This window comes from Paracoccus sp. Ld10, assembly GCF_045064235.1.
Taxonomy (GTDB): Bacteria; Pseudomonadota; Alphaproteobacteria; order Rhodobacterales; family Rhodobacteraceae; genus Paracoccus.
Genome location: NZ_JBISHD010000032.1, coordinates 395,761 through 420,411 on the forward strand (window position 1 = coordinate 395,761; position 24,651 = coordinate 420,411).

Genomic DNA, 24,651 nt, shown 5'->3' on the forward strand with positions numbered 1-24,651 from the left:
GAAAGGGACGAAAGATCCTGATGGAACAGAACAACACCCGCCGCCGCCCCAACCGTGGCGGCAAGTCCACCCCCAGCCGCGCGCCGATTTCGGCACAGTCGAACGAGGGGCGCCGCGCCCCCGCCCGCGAACCCGTCATCACCGGTCCGTTCGCGGACATGGGGATCGACCACCGCATCAACGCCAACATCATCGCGATGGGCCTGACCACGCCCACCCCGATCCAGGAACAGGGCATTCCCGCCATCGTGGAAGGCCGCGACGTGCTGGGCCTTGCCCAGACCGGCACCGGCAAGACGGCGGCCTTCGGCCTGCCGATGCTGACCCGCCTGATCAACTATGGCAAGAAGCCCGACCCCAAGACCTGCCGTGCGCTGATCCTGGCGCCGACCCGCGAACTGGCCACCCAGATCGCGACGAATATCGACGCCTATGCCGAAGGCACGCCGATCCGGTCGTTCCGCGTCGTGGGCGGCGCCTCGATCAACACCCAGACCGAGCGTCTGTCGCGCGGCGTCGATGTGCTGATCGCGACTCCGGGCCGCCTGATGGACCTGATCGAGCGTCGCGCGATCAGCCTCGAGGCTACCACCTATCTGGTGTTGGACGAGGCCGACCAGATGCTGGACATCGGCTTCATCCACACATTGCGCAAAATCGCGCGGATGCTGCCCAAGGAACGCCAGACGCTGATGTTCTCGGCCACCATGCCGAAGCTGATGTCAGAGCTGTCGGACACCTATCTGACCAACCCGCTCAAGGTTGCCGTGAACCCCCCGGGTCAGGCCGCCAAAAAGATCGATCAGGGCGTGCATTTCGTCAGCCAGGGCGACAAGGCCACGCTGCTGGCCGAATACATGTCCAAGCACACGACCGAGATGGCGATGGTCTTTGGCCGCACCAAGCATGGTTGCGACAAGCTGGCCAAGCTGCTGGAGAAGTGGGGCTTTGCCGTCGCCGCGATCCACGGCAACAAGAGCCAGGGCCAGCGCGAGCGCGCCCTTGAGGCGTTCCGCAAGGGAGAGACCAAGGTTCTGGTCGCCACCGACGTGGCCGCACGCGGTCTGGATATCCCGGACGTGGCGCATATCTATAACTACGATCTGCCGAACGTCCCCGAAAACTATGTCCACCGCATCGGCCGGACGGCGCGCGCGGGTCGTGACGGTCGCGCCGTGGCGTTCTGTTCCCCCGCCGAGTTGGGAGAGCTGCGCGCCATTGAAAAGGCGATGAAAAACAGCATTCCGGTGATCGGCGGCGACGTGCCGTCGGCGGCAGCTGCTGCGGCGGCTGGGCCTGCGGGCGGCGTTCAACGCGGACGCGGCAAGCCCATGGATGCGGGTGCGAACAAGCGCCCGGCACGTCGTCCGTCGCGCGCACCCAAAAGCCGCACGGCCTGATTCCTGCCGTAAAGTCGGATTGGGTATCGGAACAAGGTGAAAGCCGCCGGGGAGCGATCTCCGGCGGCTTTTGCTTGTCGCGCGGCGTGGTCGCGGGTATGGGCCGGGCACCATGGCAAAGCTGTATTTCCATTATTCAACGATGAACGCGGGCAAAAGCACGCTGCTGCTTCAGGCGTCCTACAACTATCGCGAAAGCGGGATGGAGACGCTGTTGCTGACCGCGGCGCTGGACGACCGCGCGGGCAAGGGCCGCATTGCCAGCCGCATCGGCATCGCCGACGAGGCACTGTCGTTTGACAGTGCATCCGACCTGTTGGCGCTGGTGGCGGCGACCACACCCCGCCCCGCCTGCGTGTTCGTCGACGAGGCGCAGTTTCTGACCGCCGATCAGGTCTGGCAGTTGGCCCGCGTTGCCGACGATCTGGGCATCCCGGTGATGTGCTATGGGTTGCGGGTCGATTTCCGGGGCGCGCTGTTTCCCGGATCGGCCGCCCTGCTGGCGCTGGCCGACGACCTGCGCGAGGTCCGCACCATCTGCCATTGCGGCAAAAAGGCCACGATGGTCATCCGCCGCAACGATGCAGGGCAGGCCATCACCGAAGGCGCACAGGTGCAGGTCGGCGGGAACGAGACCTATGTTTCGCTCTGCCGCAGGCACTGGCGCGAGGCCACGGGAAACTGATCACGTTTGGCCCGCCCCTGCTGCGCCGCGTTGCAGGGGGGATTGGGTTGATGTAACGATCGCGGAAAACAACCTAGGGGGACTTATCATGCGCGGATTCCTGATCTGCATGGCGGCGGTGCTTGCCATGACGGCCCCTGCGCGGGCCTTTGACACCACCGCATCGGCCGCATGGGTGTATGACGTTCAGACCGGCACCGTGCTGATGGAAAAGAACGCGGAAACGCCCCTGCCCCCGGCGTCCATGTCCAAGCTGATGACCCTGACCATGCTGTTCGAGGCCCTGCGCGACGGGCGGGTCAGCATGGACACGACCTTTCCTGTGTCGGAAAAAGCGTGGCGCATGGGTGGGTCCAAGATGTTCGTGGAACCCGCAGACCGCCCCTCGGTCGAAGATCTGATCCACGGGATCATCATCAACTCGGGCAACGATGCCTGCGTCGTGGTGGCCGAAGGTCTGGCCGGGACCGAAGACGCCTTTGCCCGTCAGATGAACGAACGCGCGGCAGAGTTGGGCCTGACCCACACGACGCTGACGAATTCGTCGGGCTGGCCGGCGCCGGGTCATCGCATGTCGATGGAGGATCTGGGCGTGCTGGCGGCCTATATCGTCAACGAATTTCCCGATCTGTACCCAAAATTCGCGATGACGGAATTCACCTATAAGGGCCGGGTGCCTTCGAACGCGGGCAATCGCAACCCGCTGCTGTCGATCGGCACCGGCGAATGGACGGCCGACGGGTTGAAGACCGGCCACACCCAGGAGGCCGGATACGGCCTGGTCGGATCGGCGATCCAGGACGGGCGTCGCATCATTTTCGTCATCACCGGTCTGGACACCGACCGGGCGCGTGCCGAGGAATCCGAACGTCTGGTCAACTGGGCGTTCCGCGAATTCAGCATGCGGACCCTGGTCCCTGCCGGAGAGGACGTGGCCCAGGCCCCCGTCTGGCTGGGCACCGCGTCGCGTGTCGGCCTGACAACGCAGAACGGCGTCAACGTGCTGGTTCCCGCCGGAGTCCAGGATCAGGTCACGGTCGAGGTCGTCTATGATTCCCCCCTGCCCGCCCCCATCGCGCGCGGCGATCGCCTTGGCCAGTTGGTTGTGACCATCCCCGGAACGCGCGACACGATCACCCCGCTGATTGCCACGCAGGACGTCCCCGAGGCCGGCCTGATGGGCCGCATGAAGGGGGCCGTGATGCAGCTTGGCCAACGCGCCATCACCGCCGTCACGGGCTGATGCTGATCAGCCTTGAAGGCATTGATGGCTGCGGCAAGTCCACGCAGGCCCGCCTGCTGGCCGACGCGCTGCGGGCGCAGGGGCGCGATGTCGTGCTGACCCGCGAACCCGGCGGCAGCCCAGGGGCCGAAGAGATCCGCCGCCTGCTGGTCGAGGGAGCCGGCGAACGCTGGTCGCCCGAGACCGAATGCCTGTTGTTCACCGCCGCCCGGCGCGACCATCTGGAACGCACTATCCGCCCGGCGCTGCAGGCCGGGCGCATGGTCGTAACCGACCGCTTTGCCGACAGCACCCGCGTTTATCAGGGTGCGGCGCGGGGTGATCTGCGGGACATGGTCGACCGGTTGCACGCGCTGATGATCGGTGTCGAACCGGACCGGACCTTTGTCATCGACATCGACCCCGCGACGGGGCTGGCGCGGGGCAATGCGCGCGGCGGGACCGAAGATCGGTTCGAAAGTCTGGGCCTGGCATTCCAGCAGCGTCTGGCAACCGGGTTCCGCGCACTGGCCGCTGAGTATCCCGACCGCGTGCGCCTGATCGATGGCAGCGGCAGCGCCGCGGACGTGTCCGCCCGGATCATGGCAGCGTTGTGAAAACCGACGTCGCCGACATTCCCGAACCCGACCGGGTTCCCGGTGCACCCCACCCCCGCCACGCCCCGCGCGTGATCGGCCAGGATGCCGCGGCGTCGGCCTTCCTGCAGGCCGCGCAGGGCGACCGTTTGCACCACGCGTGGCTGTTGACCGGGCCGCGTGGCGTGGGCAAGGCGACGCTGGCATGGGCCATCGCGCGCTGGCTTTTGGCCGATACCGGGCGGGCCGATCTGTCGGTCGACCCCGACACCCCCGAGGCCCGTCGCATCGCCGCCCTGTCAGAGCCGCGCCTGGCCCTGATCCGCCGCCCATGGGACGACAAGACCAGCCGCCTGCGCGCCGAGATCACCGTGGACGAGATCCGCAAGCTGCTGTCCTTTTTCCATCTGTCGGCCGCCGAAGGGGGGCGTCGCGTCGCCATCATCGACGCCGCCGATGAGATGAACACCGCCGCCGCCAACGCCCTGCTGAAGGTGCTGGAAGAGCCGCCGTCGGACGCGCTGATCCTGCTGATCGCGCATCAGCCCGCCCGCCTGCTGCCCACGATCCGGTCACGCTGTCGCACGCTGCGCCTGTCGCCGCTGCCCCCGCGCCAGATGTCGGCGATTCTGTCGGACATGGGCCTGAACGACGACGCCGAGGCGCTGTCGGCCCTGTCCGACGGGTCCGTTGGAGAAGCGTTGCGGCTGGCCGGTCAGGGGGGGCTGGACCGCTATCAGGATCTGGTCGACCTGTTCGCCACCCTGCCCCGGATGGACCGGCTGGCCGCGTCGAAATTCGCGGACGGGGCGGCGGGACGTGCCGGGGCGGATGGCGATCCGTTCGATCTGACGATCACCGTGCTGGACCGGTTCGTGACGCGGCTGGCGCGGGCGGGGCTGATGGGTGCGCCCCTGCCCCAGGCCGCGCGCGGCGAAGGCGCGCTGATGGCGCGTCTGTCGCCCGACGACCACGCCGCCCGCATCTGGGCCGAGGCGCAGGCCCGTCTGTCGGCGCGCGCCCGCGCGGGCCGGGCGGTCAACCTTGACCCTGCCGCGCTGGTCATGGATATGGTGCTGGAACTGGCGCAGCTGCCGCCTGCACAAGCGTCCCTGACGAAGGCCTGACCGATGACCGATGCGGCCCTCCGGCTGACCGATAGCCATTGCCACCTGGATTTCCCCGATTTCAACGGCGAACACGATGCGCTGATCGACCGCGCCCGTGCGGCGGGGGTCGGTCGCATGGTCACCATCTGCACCCGCCTGCGTCAGGAACCCGCCGTCCGCGCGCTGGCCGAGGCGCATGACGGCGTCTTTTACGCCGCGGGCACCCACCCGATGAGCGTCGCGGACGAGCCGATGGCCACCGTCGATCAGCTGGTCGCCTTGGCCGACCATCCGAAATTCGTGGCAATCGGCGAAACCGGGCTGGACTATCATTATACCGCCGACAGCGCGCAGGCGCAGCAGGACAGCCTGCGCATCCATATCCAGGCCGCGCGCCTGACCCGCCTGCCCCTGATCATCCACGCCCGCGATGCCGATGACGACATGGCGCGCATCCTGACGGACGAACACCGCAACGGCGCATACAGCTGCGTGATGCACTGTTTCAGCTCGACCCCGGCGCTGGCACAGGCGGCGCTGGATCTGGGTTTCTATCTGTCGATGTCGGGCATTGCGGCCTTTCCGCGCTCGTCCGACCTGCGCGACATCTTCAAGGCCGCGCCGCTGGATCGCATCCTGGTAGAGACCGACAGCCCCTATCTGGCGCCTCCGCCGCATCGCGGGCGCCGGAACGAACCCGCCTATGTCGCCCACACCGCCGCCGTGGGCGCCGACCTGTTCGGCCTGTCCCTGCCCGACTTCGCCGCCCGGACCGAGGCAAATTTCGAACGCCTGTTCTGGAAGGCCGCCCGATGACCGACACGATCCGCGCCACGATCCTGGGCTGCGGATCGTCCGGGGGGGTTCCCCGGCTTGGCGACCGTTGGGGTGCGTGCGACCCCGCGAACCCGCGAAACCGCCGCCGCCGCTGTTCCCTGCTGGTCGAACGCGACGGCCCGGACGGGACCACGCAGGTGCTGATCGACACCGGGCCCGATCTGGTCCCGCAGATGCTGGACGCAGGCGTGGCGACGTTGGACGCGGTGGTCTATACGCATGCCCATGCCGACCACGTCCATGGCATCGACGACCTGCGTCAACTGGTCTTCAACGCCCGCCGTATCCTGCCGCTCTGGGCAGACGAACCCACAGCCCATGCGCTGACCACCCGCTTCGGCTATGTGTTCGAGACGCCCAAGGGCAGCCTCTATCCCCCGATCTGCGCGCTGCGGGCGATCGACGGTCCGATCACCATCGACGGTCCCGGTGGCTCGGTGACCCTGATCCCCTTCCGCGTCCAGCACGGAGAGATCACCGCCCTTGGCTTTCGCATCGGCGGCCTGGTCTATCTGCCCGACGTCTCTGACATCCCAGATGACGCCTGGCCCCTGATAGAGGATGCGCCGGTTTTCATTATCGATGCCCTGCGCCACGAGCCGCATCCCAGCCACGCCCATCTAGCCCTGTCGCTGGACTGGATCGCCCGCGCCCGCAGCCCACGTGCCGTGCTGACAAACATGCATATCGACATGGACTATGTCAGCGTCGACGCCCAGACCCCCTCCCATGTGCAGCCCGCCTTCGACGGCATGCAGATCACCGTGCCCGCCGCGACATGACCGCCCTTTTCACAATCATCATGCCGGTCTTTTTGATCGTGGGTTTCGGCTATCTTGTCGCGTGGCGGGGTTGGTTCTCGGCCAGCGGCATCGACGGGCTGATGAATTTCGCGCAGAACTTTGCCGTGCCGACCCTGCTGTTCGTGTCAATGGCACGGCTGGATCTTGGAACGGAAATCCGCGCCCAGTTGCTGATCCCGTTCTATACCGGCGCCTTTGCGGCCTTCGCGGCGGGTTGGGCCGGTGCGCGGTTCCTGTTCCGCAGGCCGCTCGCCGACTGCGTGGCGATCGGGTTCGTGTGCTTTTTCTCGAACACGCTGCTGCTGGGGGTGCCGATCACCGAACGTGCCTATGGGCCGGATGCGCTGGCCGGAAACTGGGCGATCATCGCGATCCATTCACCGCTGCTCTATACCTTCGGGATCACGGTGATGGAGTTCACACGCGCCCGCGGCACCGGAATGTCGGTCGGCCGTGTGGCCCTGCGCGCATTGACGGGCGTTTTGCGCACGCCAATGGTGATCGGCATCATTGCAGGTCTTTCCGTGAACCTGCTGGCGCAGGCTGGCCTGGTCCTGCCGTCAGGGTTCTGGGATGCCGCCGACATGATCGCACGGGCCGCCCTGCCCGCCGCCCTGTTCGGCTTGGGCGGCGTTCTGTATCGGTATCGGCCCGAAGGCGACATGGCGACCATCGCGCTGTGCTGCGCGGCATCGCTGATCGTGCATCCGGCCATCGCCTTCGGCACGGGATGGGTGCTGGATCTGGACCGTGACGGGATGCGCTCCGCCGTGATGACGGCATCGATGGCACCGGGGGTGAACGCTTACCTGTTCGCAAACGTCTATGGGGTGGCCAAGCGGGTGGCGGCATCCAGCGTGCTGATCGCCACGGCACTGTCGACGCTGACGATCTGGATGTGGCTGGCTCTGCTGCCCTGACGCATGGCGGGGGTCCGGGGGGCCGCAGGCTTCCCGGCGGGGGGTGCGGGGGGCTGGCCCCCCGCGTCCGGGGGGCCGCAGGCTTCCCGGCGGGGGGTGCGGGGGGCTGGCCCCCCGCCGTCGCGGGACGCAATCCCACAGACGAAGCGCATTCCCACGACGCGCCTTACACTCCGAACTGTCGCCGGATCACCCGGCCTTATGCCGCGCTCCAGCCCGGTGCCCCCCTGATCCACATGGCGCCCGCGGAAAGACCGCGGCCACCCGTTAAATGTCACCGCGGCGTGACGCCCCGGATCCGCTCTGACCGCCGGCGCAACAACTCCACCGTGGTCAGCAGTGCGATCGAAAAGATCACCAACAGCGTAGCCACCGCCAGAATGGCAGGGCTGATCTGTTCGCGGATACCGTTCCACATCTGCCGTGGGATGGTCTGCTGATCGGGACCCGCGATGAACAGCACCGCCACGACCTCGTCGAACGAGGTCACGAACGCAAACAGCGCCCCCGACACCACGCCCGGCAGGATCAACGGCATTGTCACCTTGAAAAACGTCGTGCGCGGATTGGCCCCAAGGCTGGCCGCCGCCCGGTTCAGGGACTGATCGAACCCGACCAAGGTCGCGGTCACCGTAATGATCACAAATGGAATACCCAGGGTCGCATGCGCCAGCACCACACCCAGATAGGTCCCGGCCAGCCGGCCACATTGCGGGTCGAACCCGATCAGCACGAGCAATTCGCAAGGGTTCGAATAGAAAAAGAACATCCCCGTCGCCGTGATGATCAGCGGCACGATCATCGGAGAGATCAGGACCGCCATGATTGCGCGGCGGAACGGCATCTCGGGGCGCGACAGGCCCAACGCTGCCAGCGTCCCCAGCACCGTCGCCACGATGGTCGAACACACCCCGATGATGATCGAGTTCTTGGCCGCCCGCACCCATTTCGCGTTCGCCCAGGCGTCCGACCAAAAGGCCCAGCCCGTCGTGTCCGGGTCCTGCATGCCAAAGGTCAGCAGGCTGGAATACCAGCGCGTGCTGTAACCTTCCGGATCAAAACTCAGCATCTTGTCCGTGAATGTAAAATAAGGCTCGGCGTTGAACGACAGCGGGATGATCACGATGATCGGCGCGATCAGGAACACAAAGATCAGCGTGCACACCGTCAAATAGGTGTAATGCCAGACACGTTCCAGCGGGCTTGCATAGGTTGGAATTGCCATTCGCTTATCCCAGTTTCAGATTGTCGACGCCGACAAGGCGGTCATAGATCCAGTACAGGATCAGCACCGACCCCAGCAGCAGGGCCGCCAGCGCCGCCGCCATCGACCAGTTCAGCGTCCCGGTCATGTGCTGTGCGATCATGTTGGAAATCAGCTGTCCCGACGATCCACCGACCAGCGCGGGCGTGATGTAATACCCCACCGCCAGGATGAAGACCAACATCGCCCCCGCCCCCAACCCCGGCAGGGTCTGCGGGAAATAGACCCGGCGGAACGCGGTCCAGCTGGTCGCGCCCAGGCTGCGCGCGGCGCGGACATAGGCGGGGTTGATCGTCCGCATCACCGAATACAGCGGCAGGATCATGAACGGCAGCAGGATATGCGTCATCGCGATGATCGTGCCGGTGCGGTTATAGATCATCTGCAACCGCGCATCGCCGCCGATCACACCCATCCAGACCAGAATGTCGTTGATCACCCCCTGCTGCTGCAGCAGCACCATCCAGCTGGTCGTGCGCACCAGCAGTGATGTCCAGAACGGCAGCAGCACCAGGATCATCAGCAGGTTGGATTTGCGCATCGGCAGCGTCGCCAGCAGATGCGCGATCGGAAAGCCCAGGACGAATGTCAGCCCCGTAATCACCGCCGACAACCAAAAGGTGCGCCAGAACAGCGTCAGATAGATGCGCTGGCGTTCCTCTACCTGCTGGATGTTGCCGGCGTCGTCGCGGGTGCGGTCCACGGCCGCCAGATAGAAATTCGCGGTGACCGGGGTCGATGCCGACCGCATGACGGACCACAGGCGCGGATCGCCCCATTCTTCGTCGATCTCCAGCAGTGCCGCTTGGTAGGGCGGCTCCAGCCCGCGACGCACCTGACGCCCGGTCGAGGTGAACAGCGACCGCGTCCCCGGCATGTCATAGTTGATTCGCGTGCCGACCACCCCGATGCTGCGCACCTCGGCGCTGGCAACCAGATCCTGGGCCAGCGCGGTCCATGCGGCTTCGTCCGGCGCGGTGCCGCGTTCCGTGGACGCGAACCATGCCGACACCTGCGGCATGTTCGCCGAAAAGCCGTCATTGTGGAACGACCGCGCCAGCATCTGGCCAATCGGCACCACAAAGGTGATCAGGATGAAGGCCAGTAGCGGCAGCACCAGCAGAAAGGCCCGGCGTCGCGCGCGGCGTTGGCTGTGGGCCAGCGCGCGCGCCAGCGGCATCCCCTCGGCGGTGGTCAGCGTGCCCGCCCCCACCCCGGATGCGGTGGTGGCGATGGCGGCATGTGGATCAAGTGCGGCGTCGGCCATGTCATTCCCCGGCAGTCAGGTCCGCCACCCCCGATGCGGGGGCGGCAGGGTGTCAGTTCAGGATGCGGCCAGCCAGCTGTTGAAGCGTTCGGTCAGTTCCGCGGAATGGTCCGCCCAGAACTCCGGGTCGTCCGTCACCGCGTTGGCCAGCGCCTCGGGGCTGGTCGGCATGTGGGGTGCCATTTCCGTCACGCCGTCCTGATACAGCCCGACCAGCGAAGTCGAGGATTGCCGCGCCGGGCCATAGGCGATGTATTTCGCCTGATCGGCCAGCCGCTGCGTGTCGGTGGCGAATTTCAGGTATTCCATCGCCGCCTCGGGGTTGGGCGCAGCGACCGGGATCACGAACATGTCCATGTCCAGGTACTGGCCGTCCCAGATGATCTCGAAGGGCTGCTGTTCGGCCACCATCGCGTCAAAGGCGCGACCGTTGTAGACGGTGGTCATGCTGACCTCTCCGTCGGCCAGCAGCTGGACGGGCTGGGCGCCGGCCTCCCACCAGACGGTCTCTCCCTTGATGGTGTCCAGCTTGGCGAAGGCGCGGTCCACGCCTTCGGGGGTGGACAGGACGTCATAGACCTCGGCCGCGGGCACGCCGTCGGCGATCAGCGCCAGATACAGCGTGCGTTTCGGGTTCTTGGGCAGGCCGCGCTTGCCGGGGAACGTCTCGGTGTCAAAGAAATCGGCGGCGGTGCTGGGGGCCTCGCCTTCGAACTTGGTGGTGTTGAAGGAAATGACCGTGCCCCAGACGATGTTGGCGACCGCGCAATCCTGCAGGGCGCCGGCCACGAAATCGTCCACGGCGGCGGTACCGTCGGGGGCTGCGGGCAGATCGGCAGGGTCGATCTCGACCAGCGCGCCCTCGTCGCACAGGCGGATCGCGTCGCTGACCTCTACATCAAAGATGTCGCCGGTGACGTTGCCCGCCTCGACCTGGGCGCGCAGGGGCGTGGCGGGGTTGTCGGCGGCGATCATCTTGACGGCGATGCCGGTGTCGGCGGTGAAAGGCTTGTTATAGGCCTCGACCTGGCTGACCTCATAGGCCCCGCCCCAGGATACGACGTTGATCTCCTGCGCGATGGCGCCAAAGGCAACGCCGCACAGGGCGGTCGAAAGGATCACGGTGGTTTTCACGTTGGTTCTCCCGGTTGGTTGGTCTCGGGCATTTTTGCCCGTTGTCATTGGCCCACTTTGGGCGCGGACCGGGCAGGACGAACCCGCCCGGTCCGGATGGATCAGCTGGCCAGCCAGCTATTGAAGCGTTCGATCAGCTCGGCGTCGCGGTCGACCCAGAAATCCAGATCGGATGCCAGCGCGCCCGCCATGTTGGCGTCAAACGTGGGCAGATTCGGGCCCATCGGCTCCTCGGTGCCCTCGATGTTGCCGACCATCGCGGCGGCCGACCGGCGGGGCGGGCCATAGCTGATGAACTCGGCGGCGCGGGCCTGCGGCGCGGTTGCGGTGGTCCAGGCCACGAATTCCATCGCCTGCTCAAGGTTCGGGGCGCCCTTCGGCACGACCCAGCCTTCCATCTCATAGATCTGGGCGTCCCAGATGATCTCGAACGGCTGGCCATCGGACTGCGCTGCGTTGAAGATCCGCCCGTTGAACGCATAGGCCATGCTGACCTCGCCATCGGCCAGCAGCTGCGGGGGCTGTGCGCCCGCCTCCCACCAGATGACGTCCGACTTGATGCTGTCCAGTTTCGCGAATGCACGATCGACCCCCTCGGGGGTGTCCAGAACCTCATAGACCTCGGCGGCGGGCACGCCGTCCGCCATCAGCGCCAGTTCCAGGTTGAACTTGGCCCCTTTGCGCATGGTCCGCTTGCCCGGAAACGCCTCGGTGTCAAAGAAATCCGCGGGCGTCGCGGGCTTTGCGTCGGGGAACGCGGTGTCGTTAAAGGCCAGAACCATCGAATAGACGTCGGTCGCGACGAAACATTCCGTCACCGCACCGTCGATGAAATCGTCCATCGCCGCCGTGCCGTCCTCGGCCGGCATCAGGATGGCGGGGTCGATCATCTCCAGCGCGCCCTCGTCGCACAGGCGCACCGCATCGGCATATTCGACCGAGGCGACATCGACGCTGACATTGCCCGCCTCGACCTGGGCCTTGATCGGGGTCGCCGGATTGTCGGCGTCCGACATGATGACATTGGTGCCCGTCTCGGCCGTGAACGGCTTGGCATAGGCCTCCAGATGGCTGTTGCCATAGGCGCCGCCCCAGGACAGCAGGTTTACATCGGCCAGGGCCGGTCCGGCGACCAGGCCCATTGCGGTGCTGAGTGCAAGAAAACGCTTCATCGAAGTCTCCGGTTGGGAATGGGATTCAGGTGGGGTCAAGCGCGCGGGCATCCTGGGGATGCCAGCCGATGCGGATGACCTGGCCGGGGTCCAGACGGGTCTGGCCGATCGTATTTCGCATCTTCATGACGAAATTGTCGCTGCCCGCGACCTTCAGGCGGGCGCGCAGGATATCGCCCATATAGATGACGTCCATCACCTGCGCCTCGATCGTGTGGGCACCCTGGGACATCATCTCGGGTTTGAACTCGACCCGTTCGGGGCGGATCGACACGGTCGTGCGCTGACCCTTTTCACGGATATTGACGGCGGTCGCGTCGATCACGCCGCCCCCGTCCAGCCGCACCAGCGCCTTGTCGCCCTCCAGCTGCTCGATCGTACCCGGCAGGGCGTTGTTCTCTCCGATGAAGCTGGCCACAAAGATGTTCTCGGGGCGCTCGTACAGGTCCGCCGGCGGGGCCAACTGCTGGATGCGTCCGTCGTTAAATACCGCGATCCGGTCGGACATGGTCAGCGCCTCGCCCTGATCATGGGTGACATAGACGACGGTAATTCCAAGTCTTTCGTGCAAGTGCTTGATCTCGAACTGCATGTGTTCGCGCAACTGCTTGTCCAGCGCGCCCAGCGGTTCGTCCATCAGCACCAGTTCGGGGTCAAAGACCAATGCGCGGGCCAGCGCGATCCGCTGCTGCTGACCGCCGGACAGCTGCGCCGGGCTCCGGTTCGCGAACGTGCCCATCTGGACCATGTCCAGCGCGCGGGCGATGCGGGTCTGGCGTTCGTCGCGCCCCATGCCGCGAACCTCCAGCGGAAAGGACAGGTTCTCTCCGACGGTCATGTGCGGGAACAGGGCATAATTCTGGAACACCATGCCGATACCGCGCTTGTGAGGCGGGACTTGATTGATCGGACGTCCGTCAAGCCGGATCTCTCCGTTCGTCGCCGTTTCGAACCCGGCCAACATCATCAGGCAGGTCGTCTTGCCGGAACCGGACGGCCCCAACATGGTCAGAAATTCCCCCTTGCCGATCGACAAATTCAAATCTTTGACGACAAGCGTCTGTCCGTCATAGCTTTTCTGCACATGATCAAAGGCGACGAAAGCATCGTCGTGGCGGTCGTCCAGCAAAAGCGCTCTCCCTGTTTTGTCATTGGTTGTTCAGCGCAAGGATCACGTTAAGCGTCGGCCTGCCCGGCTGGCAACATCTATTGCGATATTCCATGCCCCAACGTATCGCGCCCGAAACCCCGCAAGGGAGCTTCGGGCGCGAGGGCCGTGTCGATTGCAGAGCATGCAGGGCCTGTTGCCTGTTTGACAGGCAGCAGGTCGGCCCCGCAGGCAGTCGCCGGTCAGGCGGGGCGCTTAGGGCCCTTGCGATGCGCCTTGGGCGCGCCGGCCTTGTCACCGGCGGGCTTGGATTTGGCCCAAGCAGGCTTGGGACCCTTGCCGGCATCTGCCGAGGACTTCTTCTTCCACGATTTCACGGCCGCATGGGGCCCCGTTTCGCGCGGCTCGGCCGGTGCGTCATCAGGCATCCAACCACCACGGGCCGATTTGACGCGGGCCTGATGCCCTTCGTCCGATGCGGCAGGTTTTGCGCGCGGCGCGGGCTTGCGCCCTTCCGAGCGGTTGTCGGTGCGCGGCGCGCGGGGCGCGCGTTCGATCGGCGCGTCCAGGTCGGGGGCACCGTCCATGCGGCGCATGGTGACCTCGGGTGTGATCTCGATGAAATCGCCGAACTTTGCGGCCACTTCGGACGCAATCTGGATATAGGACAGGTCCTGCTTGACGCGGATCGCACCGATGCTGTCGCGGGTGATCCCGCCGGCATCGCAAACCTTGGGCAGCAGCCAGCGCGCTTCGGCACGACCTGAATGGCCGACCGACAGCGTGAACCAGACAGACGGTCCGAATTCGCGCTGGACGCGCGGTGCCATCGGCGCGGGGGGCGCATGCGCCTCGGCCAGCTCTTCGGCGGCGGGGCGGCCTTCGCGCCACATGCGAAGGAAGGCGGCGGCAACCTGTTCGGCGCTGAATTGCTCCAACAGCTGGGCTGCCAGCGCGGCATCATCGCCCGCAGGTTCGTGCAGGCCGGGATGGTCAAGCATGCGCTGATCGTCGCGGGCGCGAACCTCGTCGGCGGTCGGCGCGTCCAGCCATTCGGCAGACACCTTGGCGTTCTGCAACAGGCGCTGTGCGCGGCGATAATCGGCGGACGGCACGATCAGCGCGGACACGCCCTTGGACCCGGCGCGCCCGGTGCGGCCCGACCGGTGCAGCATGGTGTCAGGGTTGGTCGGCAGATCGGCGTGGATCACCAGTTCCAGACCCGGCAGGTCGATACCGCGGGCCGCGACGTCGGTCGCGATACACACACGGGCACGACCGTCACGCAGCGCCTGCAGGGCGTGGGTACGTTCCTGCTGGGACAGCTCTCCCGACAGGGCGACGCATTTGAAGCCGCGGTTCGACATGCGCGCCAGCAGGTGGTTCACATTGGCCCGCGTCTTACAGAAGACGATGGCGGTCTGCGCCTCGTGGATGCGCAGCAGGTTGAAGATCGCGGGCTCACGGTCGCGGGCGGTGACGGTATAGGCACGATAGGCGATGTCGCCGTGCTGACGCGCCTCGCCCATCGCGGCGATGCGCAGGGCGTCACGCTGGAAATCGCGGGCCAGCTTTTCGATCGCGGATGGCACCGTGGCCGAGAACATCAGCGTGCGGCGTTCGACCGGCGCTGCGCCCAGAATGAACTCCAGATCCTCGCGAAAGCCCAGGTCCAGCATCTCGTCGGCCTCGTCCAGCACGGCGGCGCGCAGGTCGGACAGATCCAGGCTGCCCCGGTCGATATGGTCGCGCAGACGGCCCGGCGTGCCGACAACGATCTGTGCGCCGCGCTGCAATGCACGCTTTTCGTTGCGATAATCCATGCCGCCGACACAGGTGGCGATCTGTGCGCCCGTGCCCGCATACAGCCACTCCAGTTCGCGCGCGACCTGCAGCGCCAGTTCGCGCGTCGGTGCGATGGCCAACGCAAGCGGCAGATCGCCCGCGATCATGCGGTCGCCGTCCAGCAGGTTCTCGCCCATCGCCAGGCCGAATGCCACGGTCTTGCCCGATCCGGTCTGCGCCGAGACCAGCACGTCGCGGCCCTGTGCCTCGGGTGCCAGCACAGCGTTCTGCACGGATGTCAGGGTCTCATAGCCCTTGTCGGCCAACGCCGCCTGAAGCGGCGCGGGGAAATTCAGTTCAGTCATGTGATTCGCCAAAATGCGGGGGTCTTGAGCGACCCGATGAGCGGCACCTATCGTCGCTGCGACCGGCCCACCCTGCACCCGCCGCCCCGGACTAGCAGGGCCAAAGGCGGTTCCCTACGCGGTTTGGATCGCAAAGTCCACGCCCAATCACGGGGCGCTTGATGCGGCCTCCTGGCGGGCCGCGATCTCTCGGCGCATGGTCCGCCGCACCTCGGCGGAACGCCAGCGCTGGCGGTCGATATCGTCCTCCAGTTCGGGTTTGGGGACGGGAACGGGATGGCCGCGTTCATCGACCGCAACCATGGTGAAATAGCACGAATTGGTATGCCTGCGCGTGCCGCGGCGGATGTTTTCGGCCTCGACCCGGATGCCGATCTCCATCGAGGTGCGGCCCGTGTGGTTCACCCGGGCGCGAAAGGTGACCAGTTCGCCCACGTGAATGGCCTCCTTGAAGGTCACCTGGTCCACCGACAGCGTCACCGCATATTCCCCCGACCAGCGCGACGCGCAGGCATAGGCAACCCGGTCCAGGCAGGCCAACAGCGCACCGCCATGCACCTTGCCGCTGAAATTCGCCATGTCCGGCGACATCAGAACCGTCATTTCCAGTCCGCGCTTGTCCATCGGTCCCCCGTCTGCCGCCACGCCATCCTGCGCCAATCGCGCGGGCGCGAAAAGCCCCCCTTGCACACCGCCCACGCCGCGCCTAGCCTTGGGGTGCAAACCGTTGGGGTGTCCCGTCAGGGGCTGAGAGGCGTCAGCCAACCCATCGAACCTGATCCGGGTCATACCGGCGGAGGGAACGGTGCAGATATTCGCGTGGCCCTTGGCCCGCCCTGTCTCCCCACCCCTTTGCCCGGTCACGACCCGCCACCAAAACGGGGGACGACGTGACAGCACCCATTGCCCTGACCATCGCCGGGTCCGATTCGGGCGGCGGCGCCGGTATTCAGGCGGACCTCAAGACGTTCTCGGCACTTGGCTGCTATGGTGCCAGCGTGGTGACCGCGCTGACCGCGCAGAACACCCGGACGGTGGCCATGGTCGAACCCGCCAGCCCCGCGATGATCGCGGCCCAGATGCGGGCCGTGCTGGACGATCTGGATGTCCGCGCGATCAAGCTGGGCATGTTGGGAGGGGCCGATGCCATCGCCACCGTGGCGCGCGGGATTGCAGGTTGCGGCCTGCCGGTCGTGCTGGACCCGGTGATGATCGCGAAATCGGGCGACCGGCTGTTGCCCCCCGACGCCATCGAGGCACTGCGCGCCCTGCTGCCTGTCGCGACCCTGCTGACTCCGAACCTGCCCGAGGCCGCCTGCCTGCTGGATTGCGCCGCGGCCACGACCCCGGCGCAGATGGCCGAGCAGGGTGCCGCGCTGTGTGCGATGGGTGCGGGCGCGGTGCTGATGAAGGGCGGCCACGGCGACGGAGCGATCTGTACCGATCTGTTGGTAACTGCGCAGGGGGCGACCCCCTTCAGCGCGCCACGCCTGTCCACGCGCAACACGCATGGGACCGGCTGCACCCTGTCGGCGGCGATCGCGGCGGGGCTGGCCCATGGCCAACCGCTGGCACAGGCGGTGGGCGCCGCGCACCGCTATCTGCAGGGGGCGATCGCGGCGGCGGATGACCTGTGCGTGGGTTCGGGACACGGGCCGGTGCATCATTTCCACGCGGTCTGGGCGCATGACTGACGTCACCATCATCGGCGCGGGCGTGGCCGGCCTGTTTGCGGCCCATGTGCTGGCGTTGCGCGGGTTGACCCCGCGCATCCTGGACCGTAACGGGCCGCCCGGCACGCATGGCTGTTCATGGTGGGCGGGCGGCATGCTGGCCCCGCATTGCGAGGGCGTGACCGCCGATCCGATCATCACCCGCCTTGGGGCGGAGGCCGCCGATGCGTGGTCCGCCGTCACGCCCGTCGCGCGGCACGGCACGCTGGTCGTGGCGCTGGACCGCGACCGGGCCGAACTGGCCCGCTTTGGCCGCCGCGCCACCGCGCATGAACCCTGCGACAGTGCCCATCACGAACCCGACCTGCCGCCCCGCCCCGGTCTGATCTTTCCGACCGAGGCGCATCTGGACCCCCGCCGCGCGCTGACTGACCTGACTGCATGGTTGGCCGCGCGCGGCATCGGCATCGACCGCGCGACCGCCGATCCGGGCGATATCGCGGGTCCGGTGATCGACGCGCGCGGGCTGTCCGCCGCCCTGCCCGGCCTGCGCGGCGTGCGCGGGGAAACGGTCGTGCTGCACGCGCCCGACATCACGCTGACGCGGCCCGTCCGCCTGCTGCATCCGCGCCATCCGCTGTACATCGTACCGCGCGCGGGCGGGCTGTTCATGCTGGGCGCGACCCAGATCGAAAGCGCGTCCCGCGCCCCTGCCACTGCCCGGTCGGTGCTGGAACTGTTGTCGGCGGCCTATGCGCTGGACCCCCGCTTTGCCGAAAGCGCCATCGTCGAGCTGGGCGCCGACCTGCGCCCGGCATTCCCCGACAACATCCCGCGCGTGACGGTTCGGGGGCGGGTGCTGCACCTGAACGGGCTGTTTCGCCACGGATACCTGATGGCCCCCGCGCTGGCGCGGCAGGCGGCCGACTACCTGATCACCGGAACCAAGGGAGAACTGATCCATGAGGATTGAGGTCAACGGAACCCCCCGCGACATCGCCGCCGCCACCGTGGCAGACGCGCTGTCCGAACTGGGCTGGGCTGATGCCCGCGTGGCCACGGCGCTGAACGGTGATTTCCTGCCCGCCGCGTCCCGCACGACCCAGCCCTTGCGCGACGGCGACCGGCTGGAGGTTCTGGCCCCGATGCAGGGGGGCTGAGCGATGCGCGATTTCTATGGCGTTACCCTGCCCAACGCGCTGATGCTGGGCACCGCGCAATACCCCGCGCCGTCGGTGCTGCAAGAGGCATTCCGGGCCAGCGGCGCAGGCGTGGCCACCGTGTCGCTGCGCCGCGAGGCCGGTCAGGGGCAGGCGTTCTGGTCGCTGATCCACGATCTGGGCGTGCGCGTCCTGCCCAATACCGCCGGCTGTCACAGCGCGCGAGAGGCGGTGACCACCGCCCGCATGGCGCGCGAACTGTTCCAGACCGACTGGATCAAGCTGGAGGTGATCGGCCATGCCGACACGTTGCAGCCCGACCCCTTTGGCCTGCTGGAGGCCGCGACGACGCTCTGCGCCGAGGGGTTCCACGTCTTTCCCTATACCACCGAGGATCAGGTTCTGGCCGCCCGTCTGCTGGACGCCGGATGCCGGGTGCTGATGCCATGGGGTGCGCCGATCGGGTCGGGGTTGGGCCTGAACAACCGCCACGGGTTGCGCATGCTGCGCGCGGCGTTCCCGGACGTGCCGATGGTGATCGACGCAGGCCTTGGCCTGCCCAGCCACGCGGCGGAGGCTATGGAGATGGGGTTCGACGCGGTCCTGCTGAACAGTGCCGTGGCGCAGGCGGGCGACCCCGTCGCGATGGCACGCGCATTCGCGCTGGCCGTGCAGGCGGGGGCGTTGGCGCGCGACGCCGACCCGATGGGGGTGCGCGACATGGGCGCGCCATCGACCCCCCTCATCGGGAGGGCCTGGCTGTGAAACTTCCACGTTTCTATCCGATCTTCGACGACGTGACCTGGCTGGAACGCGCCCTGCCCCTTGGGGTACGGCTGGTCCAACTGCGGCTAAAGGACCGCGGCCCCGACGACCTGCGCGACCAGATCGCGCGCGGGCTGCGACTGACGCGGGATCATGGCGCGACACTGGTCGTCAACGACCACTGGCAGGCGGCGATCGATCTGGGCGCCGACTGGCTGCATCTGGGGCAGGAGGACCTGGACGATGCCGACCTGCCCGCCATCCGCCGCGCCGGGCTGCGGCTTGGGGTGTCGACCCATGACCGGGCCGAACTGGACCGCGCGCTGGCGCTGGCACCCGATTACGTGGCCCTTGGGCCGGTCTGGCCCACAATCCTGAAAAAGATGCGCTGGCATGAACAGGGGCTGGACCGAGTCACCGAATGGAAGGCGCTGGTGGGTGACGTCCCGTTGGTCGCCATCGGCGGGCTGAACCCCGATCGCGGTGCACAGGCGCTGGCGGCGGGGGCGGATGTGGTGTCGGCGGTGACCGACATCACGCTGAACCCCGACCCCGAGGGTCGGATGGTCGACTGGTTGGCGGTGACGGCATGAACCGGTATGCCCGCCAGATGGTGCTGCCCGGCATCGGCGCCATGGGTCAGGACCGGCTGGCGCAGTCCCATGTGCTGGTCGTTGGCGCGGGGGGCCTCGGCTGTCCCGCGCTGCAATACCTGGCCGCCGCCGGGGTGGGCCGCATCACGCTGATCGACCCCGACCGCGTGGACGAGACGAACCTGCACCGCCAGCCGCTGTACCGCATGGACCAGGTCGGCCGCCCCAAGGCACAGGCCGCCGCGGCGGCGCTGGCGGTGCTGAACCCCGATTGCCAGGTCATACCCCGCATCGAATGGCTGACTCCCGCCAATGCCGGCGATCTGGTGGGCGCGGCCGATGTGACGCTGGATTGCGCCGACAGCTTTGCGGTCAGCCTGACCCTGTCAGATGCCTGCATGGCCGCGGGCAGGCCGATGGTCACGGGGTCGGCACTGGGGCTGTCGGGCTATGCGGCGGGCTGCTGCGGTGGCGCGCCCAGCCTGCGCGCGATCTTTCCCGACCTGCCCGCACAGGCCGCCAGCTGTGCCAGCGCGGGCGTGTTGGGACCGGTGGTGGGCATGATCGGCGCGCTGCAGGCGCAAATGGCACTGGCGGTGCTGCTGGGGCTGGACCCGCAGCCACTGGGGCGGCTGTTCAGCTGGGATGCGGGCGGCTGGCGCATGGGCGGGTTCCGGTTCGACGCGGCGCCCGAACCCGCCGACCCCCTGCCCTTCATCGCGCATGACCAGATCGCCCCCGGCGACCTGCTGATCGACCTGCGGGTCGAGGCCGCGCCCTTTGCCGGCGCGCGCCACCTGCCCCCCGACCGCATCGCGCATCTGGACCCCGGCCCCGCCCCGCGGGTGGTGCTGGCGTGCCGGACCGGCCTGCGTGCGCACAATGCCGGACAGATCCTGCAATCCCGCTGGCCGGGGCGCATTGCTCTGCTGGCCCTGACCGACGACGACCTGAAAGGATGCCCATGAAGACGCTGACCCTGACGCTGGCCGTGCTGGCCCTGCCCGCCCATGCCGAAACGAAACTGACCGTGATGCTGGACTGGTTCGTGAACCCCGACCATGCGCCCATCGTGCTGGCGCAGGAGCTGGGCTATTACGCCGATGCCGGGCTGTCGGTCGAAACCGTTGCGCCGTCCGACCCCAACGATCCGCCGCGCATGGTCGCGGCGGGGCGTGTCGATCTGGCCGTCAGCTATCAGCCGCAGCTGCACCTGTCGCGCCATCAGGACCTGCCGGTGACCCGCGTCGGGACGTTGGTGGAAACCCCGCTGACCTGTCTGGTCGTGCTGGCCGACAGCGGCATCGAAACACCCGCCGACCTGGCAGGCCGCAAGGTCGGCTTTGCCGTTGCCGGCGTCCAACAGGTGATGCTGGACGCCATGCTGGCCGATGGCGGTCTGGTCCCCACGGATGTGGAACAGATCAACATCGGCTGGTCGATCGCGCCCGCGCTGATGTCGGGACAGGTCGATGGCGTCATTGGCGCGTTCCGCAATTTCGAGCTGAACCAGCTGCGGCTGGAGGGGTTCGACGGACGCTGCCTGAACCCCGAGGATCACGGCATCCCCGCCTATGACGAACTGATCTATCTGGCCGATCCCGCCCGCATGGACCGCGCCGCGATCGCGGCCTTCCTGAACGCCACCGAACGCGCGACGGCCTTTATCAAGAACGACCCCGACGCGGCATGGCAGATGTTCGCGGACACCGCAGCCGAACTGCAGACCCCCCTGAACGAGGCTGCCTGGGCAGACACCTGGCCCCGCTTTGCCGGACGCCCCGCGGCGCTGGACGCGGGCCGCTATCTGCGGTTCGAGGCGTTTCTGGCCGAACGCGGCGCCACGCCCGGCGGACAGGCCCTGTCCGATCTGGCCATCGACGTGACCGCACCATGAGCGCCCCTGATTACGGCCGCGCATTCGCACTGTGGCAACAGGCGGCGGGGGAACACTGGGACGCCTATGTGGACCACGCCTTTGTGCGGCAGCTGGCGGCGGGCGACCTGCCGCGCGACAGCTTTCTGCACTATCTGCGCCAGGATTACGTGTTCCTGCTGCACTTTGCGCGATCCTGGGCGCTGGTCTTTGCCAAGTCTGACCGCATGTCGGAGATGGCGCTGGCATCGTCCATCGTCCACGGCCTGCTGAACGGAGAGATGCCGCTGCATGTCGACATCTGCGGCCGCGAGGGCATCACGGAAACCATGCTGCAGCAGACCCCGGAATCGCCCGCGAACATGGCCTATACGCGCTATGTCCAGGCGACCGGCTATGCGGGCGACATGCTGGACCTGCTGGCGGCGCTGGCGCCGTGTGTGTTCGGATATGGCCAGATCGGGCTGATCCATGCCGACAGCGGCGGTCCCTATAGCGAATGGACCGCGACCTATGGCGGCGCCGATTATCAGCGCGTCTGCCATGATGTAGGCGCGCTGATCGACGCGGCGCTGGAGGCGCGGTTGGGCCCCGACTGGCCGTCCCTGCCCCGCGCGCAGACGCTGGCGCGCCATTTCACCCAAGCCACCCAACTAGAGGTCGGGTTCTGGCAGATGGGACTGGGCCAGACATGATCCGCATCATGGGCGACCTGATCCTGAACGGGCGGCCGCTGCTGCGCGGTCTGGCGCTTGACTGTCCGCAAGGGCGGTGGACCGCGCTGATGGGGCCGTCCGGGGTGGGCAAATCGACCCTTGGCCGTATCTCCGCGGGCCTGCCCGTGGCCGCGCAACTGCGGGGGCGCGTCGATGGCACGGGCGCGGTCACGCTGATGGGGCAACAGGATCAGCTGTTGCCCTGGGCCGATGCGCTGGCCAACGTCACCATCGGCGCGCGGCTGCGCGGTCAGCCGCCCGACCGGGATCGTGCCCGCGCCCTGCTGGCCGATCTGGGCCTGTCGGGGCTGGAGGCGCGCCGCCCCGCGCATCTGTCCGGCGGCCAGCGTCAGCGCGTGGCCCTGGCCCGCACCCTGATCGAGGATCGCCCGGTGGTGGTCCTGGACGAGCCGTTTTCGGCACTGGACGCCGGCACGCGGGCGCAGATGCAGGATCTGGCCGCGCGGCACCTGGCCGGGCGCACGGTGATCCTGATCACCCACGACCCGCTGGAGGCCGCGCGCCTGTGCCATGCCGCCTGGCTGCTGGACACGCGGGGAACCCGCGCGCTGACATTGCCCGCGACACCCATACCGCGCGCGCTGGACGACCCGCAGGTGCTGGCCACCCAAGGCGCGCTGTTCCGCAGCCTGATGCCATGCGCGGCCTGATCGCAGTTCTGGTCGCGCTGTCGGTCTGGCAGGGCGTGGTCTGGGCCAGCGGCGTGCCGCCCTTCATCCTGCCCGGACCGGGGCGGGTGGTCATTGCGCTGATCGATCATGGCGCGATGCTGGCGGTGAACGCGCGGTTCACGCTGGCCAATCTGGCGGCGGGGCTGGCCTTGGGGGTTGCGCTTGGGGTTGGCACGGCGATCAATCTGGCGCTGTCGCCCGCGGCGCGGTGGCTGATGCGGCCGATGCTGATCGCGGCGCAGGCGGTGCCGGTCTTTGCGCTAGCGCCGATCCTGACGCTGTGGCTGGGATACGGCGCGCCCAGCAAGGTCGTGATGGTCGCGCTGGTGGTGTATTTCCCGGTGGCATCGGTGCTGTTCGACGCGCTGATGCGACCGCCCGCGGCGCTGGACGATCTGGCCCTGTCGATGGGTGCGCGGCCGATGCGGCGGCTGATGCTGATCCAGCTGCCCCATGCCCTGCCCGCGCTTGGGTCGGGGCTGCGGCTGGCGGCGGTGCAGGCACCGCTGGCGGTGATCATCGGCGAATGGGTTGGGTCCAGCCGGGGGCTGGGGCACGTGATGCTGATGGCGAACGGGCGCGGTCAGACCGACCTGATGTTCGCGGCCCTTGCGGTGCTGACCGCGATGGGGCTGGCGCTGTTTGCTGCCGCAGGTGCGGTCCAGCGCCTGACGGAACGGGACCGCCCCGAAGGGCGGCCCCAGGCGGTCACCACGAGGTGATGACGGCCCCGTCATATTTCTCGTCGATGAACGCCTTGACCTCGGGCGACTGGTACGCCTCGACAAGGGTCTTGACCCAAGGCTCGGCCTCGCGGCCCTGCTGAACCACCAGGATGTTCACATAGGGGCTGTCGGCCTGTTCCATCGCGATGGAATCGCCCTTGGGCGACAGGCCGGATGCCAGCGCATAGTTGGTGTTGATCACCGCGATGTCGGCATCGGCCAGCGTGCGGGGCAGCTGCGCCGCGTCCAGTTCCAGAAACTGCAGACCCTTGGGGTTCTCGCTGATGTCCAGCGGGCTGGGCACCAGGCCGGTGCCCTCGGCCAGGGTGATGATGCCCAGATCCTGCAGGATCAGCAGCGCGCGGCCGCCATTGGTCGGATCATTCGGAATCGCGACCTGTGCGCCATCACGCAGATCGGCCATGTCCTCGATCTTGTCGGAATAGATGCCCATCGGCGTGGTGATGGTGGTGCCCACCTCGACCAGTTCGAACCCGCGATCCTTCATCTGGTTTTCCAGATAGGGGCGGTGCTGAAAGCTGTTGGCATCCAAATCGCCGTCCGCCAGCGCCTGGTTCGGCACGACATAATCTGAAAACTCGATGACCTCGATGGTCAGGCCCAGGGGTTCGGCGACCTCGGCCACCTTTTCCATGATCTCGCCATGTTCGCCGGGGGACACGCCGACCTTGATGTCCTCGGCCATGGCGGCGGTGGACAGGGCAAGGGCGGAAACAAAGGTTGTCAGACGCAGCATGGGATTGGTCCTTTCTTGTCTGCGGAA

26 protein-coding genes and 1 riboswitch are annotated in these 24,651 nt (G+C 67.3%); of the genes, 18 read left to right on the forward strand and 8 right to left on the reverse strand.

Annotated features, from left to right (window positions below):
• Window positions 1–20 precede the first annotated feature (20 nt).
• The 8 genes from ACJJVR_RS15760 (at window position 21) to ACJJVR_RS15795 (ending at window position 7,572) form a co-directional block, all read left to right on the forward strand.
• Window positions 21–1,400 carry a DEAD/DEAH box helicase gene (locus ACJJVR_RS15760; RefSeq protein WP_405405971.1) on the forward strand — a complete coding sequence of 460 codons (1,380 nt, stop codon included), beginning with the start codon at window positions 21–23 and terminating at the stop codon, window positions 1,398–1,400.
• Window positions 1,401–1,512: 112 nt separating this feature from the next.
• The gene (locus ACJJVR_RS15765) at window positions 1,513–2,085 is read left to right on the forward strand and encodes a thymidine kinase (protein ID WP_405405973.1); all 573 of its coding nucleotides are present in this window, start codon (window positions 1,513–1,515) and stop codon (window positions 2,083–2,085) included.
• An 88-nt stretch (window positions 2,086–2,173) separates the two neighbouring features.
• A complete protein-coding gene (locus tag ACJJVR_RS15770) occupies window positions 2,174–3,328 on the forward strand; it encodes a D-alanyl-D-alanine carboxypeptidase family protein (protein WP_405405974.1) in 1,155 nt (384 codons plus the stop codon).
• Window positions 3,328–3,924, forward strand: a complete 597-nt coding sequence (gene tmk, locus ACJJVR_RS15775; RefSeq protein WP_405405975.1) for a dTMP kinase — start codon at window positions 3,328–3,330, stop codon at window positions 3,922–3,924. Before ACJJVR_RS15770 ends, tmk begins: the two co-directional genes overlap by 1 nt.
• Complete coding sequence (locus ACJJVR_RS15780) at window positions 3,921–5,030, forward strand: DNA polymerase III subunit delta' (RefSeq protein ID WP_405405976.1); 1,110 nt, start codon at window positions 3,921–3,923, stop codon at window positions 5,028–5,030. The genes tmk and ACJJVR_RS15780 overlap by 4 nt, the downstream gene beginning before the upstream one ends.
• 3 nt (window positions 5,031–5,033) lie before the next feature.
• The gene (locus tag ACJJVR_RS15785; protein WP_405405977.1) at window positions 5,034–5,828 is read left to right on the forward strand and encodes a TatD family hydrolase; all 795 of its coding nucleotides are present in this window, start codon (window positions 5,034–5,036) and stop codon (window positions 5,826–5,828) included.
• On the forward strand, window positions 5,825–6,631 hold the full coding sequence (locus tag ACJJVR_RS15790) for an MBL fold metallo-hydrolase (protein ID WP_405405978.1): 807 nt from the start codon (window positions 5,825–5,827) through the stop codon (window positions 6,629–6,631). Before ACJJVR_RS15785 ends, ACJJVR_RS15790 begins: the two co-directional genes overlap by 4 nt.
• Entirely contained in the window at window positions 6,628–7,572 is a 945-nt protein-coding gene (locus tag ACJJVR_RS15795; RefSeq protein ID WP_405405979.1) for an AEC family transporter, read from the forward strand. Before ACJJVR_RS15790 ends, ACJJVR_RS15795 begins: the two co-directional genes overlap by 4 nt.
• Window positions 7,573–7,846: 274 nt before the next feature.
• On the opposite strand, the gene ACJJVR_RS15800 is transcribed toward ACJJVR_RS15795, so the two are convergent.
• The 7 genes from ACJJVR_RS15800 to ACJJVR_RS15830 form a co-directional block, all read right to left on the reverse strand.
• The gene (locus ACJJVR_RS15800) at window positions 7,847–8,797 is read right to left on the reverse strand and encodes an ABC transporter permease (protein ID WP_405405981.1); all 951 of its coding nucleotides are present in this window, start codon (window positions 8,795–8,797) and stop codon (window positions 7,847–7,849) included.
• A 4-nt stretch (window positions 8,798–8,801) separates the two neighbouring features.
• On the reverse strand, window positions 8,802–10,103 hold the full coding sequence (locus ACJJVR_RS15805; protein ID WP_405405983.1) for an ABC transporter permease: 1,302 nt from the start codon (window positions 10,101–10,103) through the stop codon (window positions 8,802–8,804).
• A gap of 57 nt (window positions 10,104–10,160) precedes the next feature.
• Window positions 10,161–11,237 carry an ABC transporter substrate-binding protein gene (locus ACJJVR_RS15810; RefSeq protein WP_405405984.1) on the reverse strand — a complete coding sequence of 359 codons (1,077 nt, stop codon included), beginning with the start codon at window positions 11,235–11,237 and terminating at the stop codon, window positions 10,161–10,163.
• A 101-nt stretch (window positions 11,238–11,338) separates the two neighbouring features.
• The gene (locus ACJJVR_RS15815; RefSeq protein ID WP_405405986.1) at window positions 11,339–12,409 is read right to left on the reverse strand and encodes an ABC transporter substrate-binding protein; all 1,071 of its coding nucleotides are present in this window, start codon (window positions 12,407–12,409) and stop codon (window positions 11,339–11,341) included.
• A gap of 25 nt (window positions 12,410–12,434) precedes the next feature.
• Entirely contained in the window at window positions 12,435–13,538 is a 1,104-nt protein-coding gene (locus ACJJVR_RS15820) for an ABC transporter ATP-binding protein (RefSeq protein WP_405405988.1), read from the reverse strand.
• A 221-nt stretch (window positions 13,539–13,759) separates the two neighbouring features.
• A complete protein-coding gene (locus tag ACJJVR_RS15825; protein ID WP_405405990.1) occupies window positions 13,760–15,667 on the reverse strand; it encodes a DEAD/DEAH box helicase in 1,908 nt (635 codons plus the stop codon).
• Window positions 15,668–15,814: 147 nt separating this feature from the next.
• A complete protein-coding gene (locus ACJJVR_RS15830) occupies window positions 15,815–16,291 on the reverse strand; it encodes an acyl-CoA thioesterase (RefSeq protein ID WP_405405992.1) in 477 nt (158 codons plus the stop codon).
• 94 nt (window positions 16,292–16,385) lie between these two features.
• Window positions 16,386–16,486, forward strand: a riboswitch (TPP riboswitch).
• A gap of 71 nt (window positions 16,487–16,557) precedes the next feature.
• On the opposite strand from ACJJVR_RS15830, the gene thiD reads away from it, so the two are divergent.
• Genes thiD through ACJJVR_RS15880 form a run of 10 tightly spaced genes read left to right on the forward strand, consistent with a single transcriptional unit; the run spans window position 16,558 to window position 23,864 of the window.
• On the forward strand, window positions 16,558–17,361 hold the full coding sequence (gene thiD, locus ACJJVR_RS15835) for a bifunctional hydroxymethylpyrimidine kinase/phosphomethylpyrimidine kinase (protein ID WP_405405994.1): 804 nt from the start codon (window positions 16,558–16,560) through the stop codon (window positions 17,359–17,361).
• The gene (locus ACJJVR_RS15840) at window positions 17,354–18,313 is read left to right on the forward strand and encodes an FAD-dependent oxidoreductase (RefSeq protein ID WP_405405995.1); all 960 of its coding nucleotides are present in this window, start codon (window positions 17,354–17,356) and stop codon (window positions 18,311–18,313) included. Before thiD ends, ACJJVR_RS15840 begins: the two co-directional genes overlap by 8 nt.
• Window positions 18,303–18,500: a sulfur carrier protein ThiS gene (thiS, locus tag ACJJVR_RS15845; protein WP_405405997.1), complete on the forward strand. Its 198-nt coding sequence runs from the start codon at window positions 18,303–18,305 to the stop codon at window positions 18,498–18,500. Before ACJJVR_RS15840 ends, thiS begins: the two co-directional genes overlap by 11 nt.
• A gap of 3 nt (window positions 18,501–18,503) precedes the next feature.
• Window positions 18,504–19,265, forward strand: coding sequence for a thiazole synthase (locus ACJJVR_RS15850; protein ID WP_405405998.1), 762 nt, complete (start codon window positions 18,504–18,506; stop codon window positions 19,263–19,265).
• The gene (locus tag ACJJVR_RS15855; RefSeq protein WP_405406000.1) at window positions 19,262–19,858 is read left to right on the forward strand and encodes a thiamine phosphate synthase; all 597 of its coding nucleotides are present in this window, start codon (window positions 19,262–19,264) and stop codon (window positions 19,856–19,858) included. Before ACJJVR_RS15850 ends, ACJJVR_RS15855 begins: the two co-directional genes overlap by 4 nt.
• Window positions 19,855–20,826 carry a ThiF family adenylyltransferase gene (locus ACJJVR_RS15860; RefSeq protein ID WP_405406002.1) on the forward strand — a complete coding sequence of 324 codons (972 nt, stop codon included), beginning with the start codon at window positions 19,855–19,857 and terminating at the stop codon, window positions 20,824–20,826. The genes ACJJVR_RS15855 and ACJJVR_RS15860 overlap by 4 nt, the downstream gene beginning before the upstream one ends.
• Window positions 20,823–21,755, forward strand: a complete 933-nt coding sequence (locus tag ACJJVR_RS15865) for an ABC transporter substrate-binding protein (RefSeq protein ID WP_405406004.1) — start codon at window positions 20,823–20,825, stop codon at window positions 21,753–21,755. The genes ACJJVR_RS15860 and ACJJVR_RS15865 overlap by 4 nt, the downstream gene beginning before the upstream one ends.
• On the forward strand, window positions 21,752–22,429 hold the full coding sequence (locus ACJJVR_RS15870; protein WP_405406006.1) for a TenA family protein: 678 nt from the start codon (window positions 21,752–21,754) through the stop codon (window positions 22,427–22,429). Before ACJJVR_RS15865 ends, ACJJVR_RS15870 begins: the two co-directional genes overlap by 4 nt.
• Before the next feature lie 8 nt (window positions 22,430–22,437).
• Window positions 22,438–23,121 carry an ABC transporter ATP-binding protein gene (locus ACJJVR_RS15875; protein ID WP_405406007.1) on the forward strand — a complete coding sequence of 228 codons (684 nt, stop codon included), beginning with the start codon at window positions 22,438–22,440 and terminating at the stop codon, window positions 23,119–23,121.
• On the forward strand, window positions 23,109–23,864 hold the full coding sequence (locus ACJJVR_RS15880; RefSeq protein ID WP_405406008.1) for an ABC transporter permease: 756 nt from the start codon (window positions 23,109–23,111) through the stop codon (window positions 23,862–23,864). Before ACJJVR_RS15875 ends, ACJJVR_RS15880 begins: the two co-directional genes overlap by 13 nt.
• Here the strand turns inward: ACJJVR_RS15880 and ACJJVR_RS15885 are convergent.
• The gene (locus ACJJVR_RS15885; protein WP_405406009.1) at window positions 23,851–24,624 is read right to left on the reverse strand and encodes a MetQ/NlpA family ABC transporter substrate-binding protein; all 774 of its coding nucleotides are present in this window, start codon (window positions 24,622–24,624) and stop codon (window positions 23,851–23,853) included. The genes ACJJVR_RS15880 and ACJJVR_RS15885 overlap by 14 nt on opposite strands.
• Window positions 24,625–24,651 lie beyond the last annotated feature (27 nt).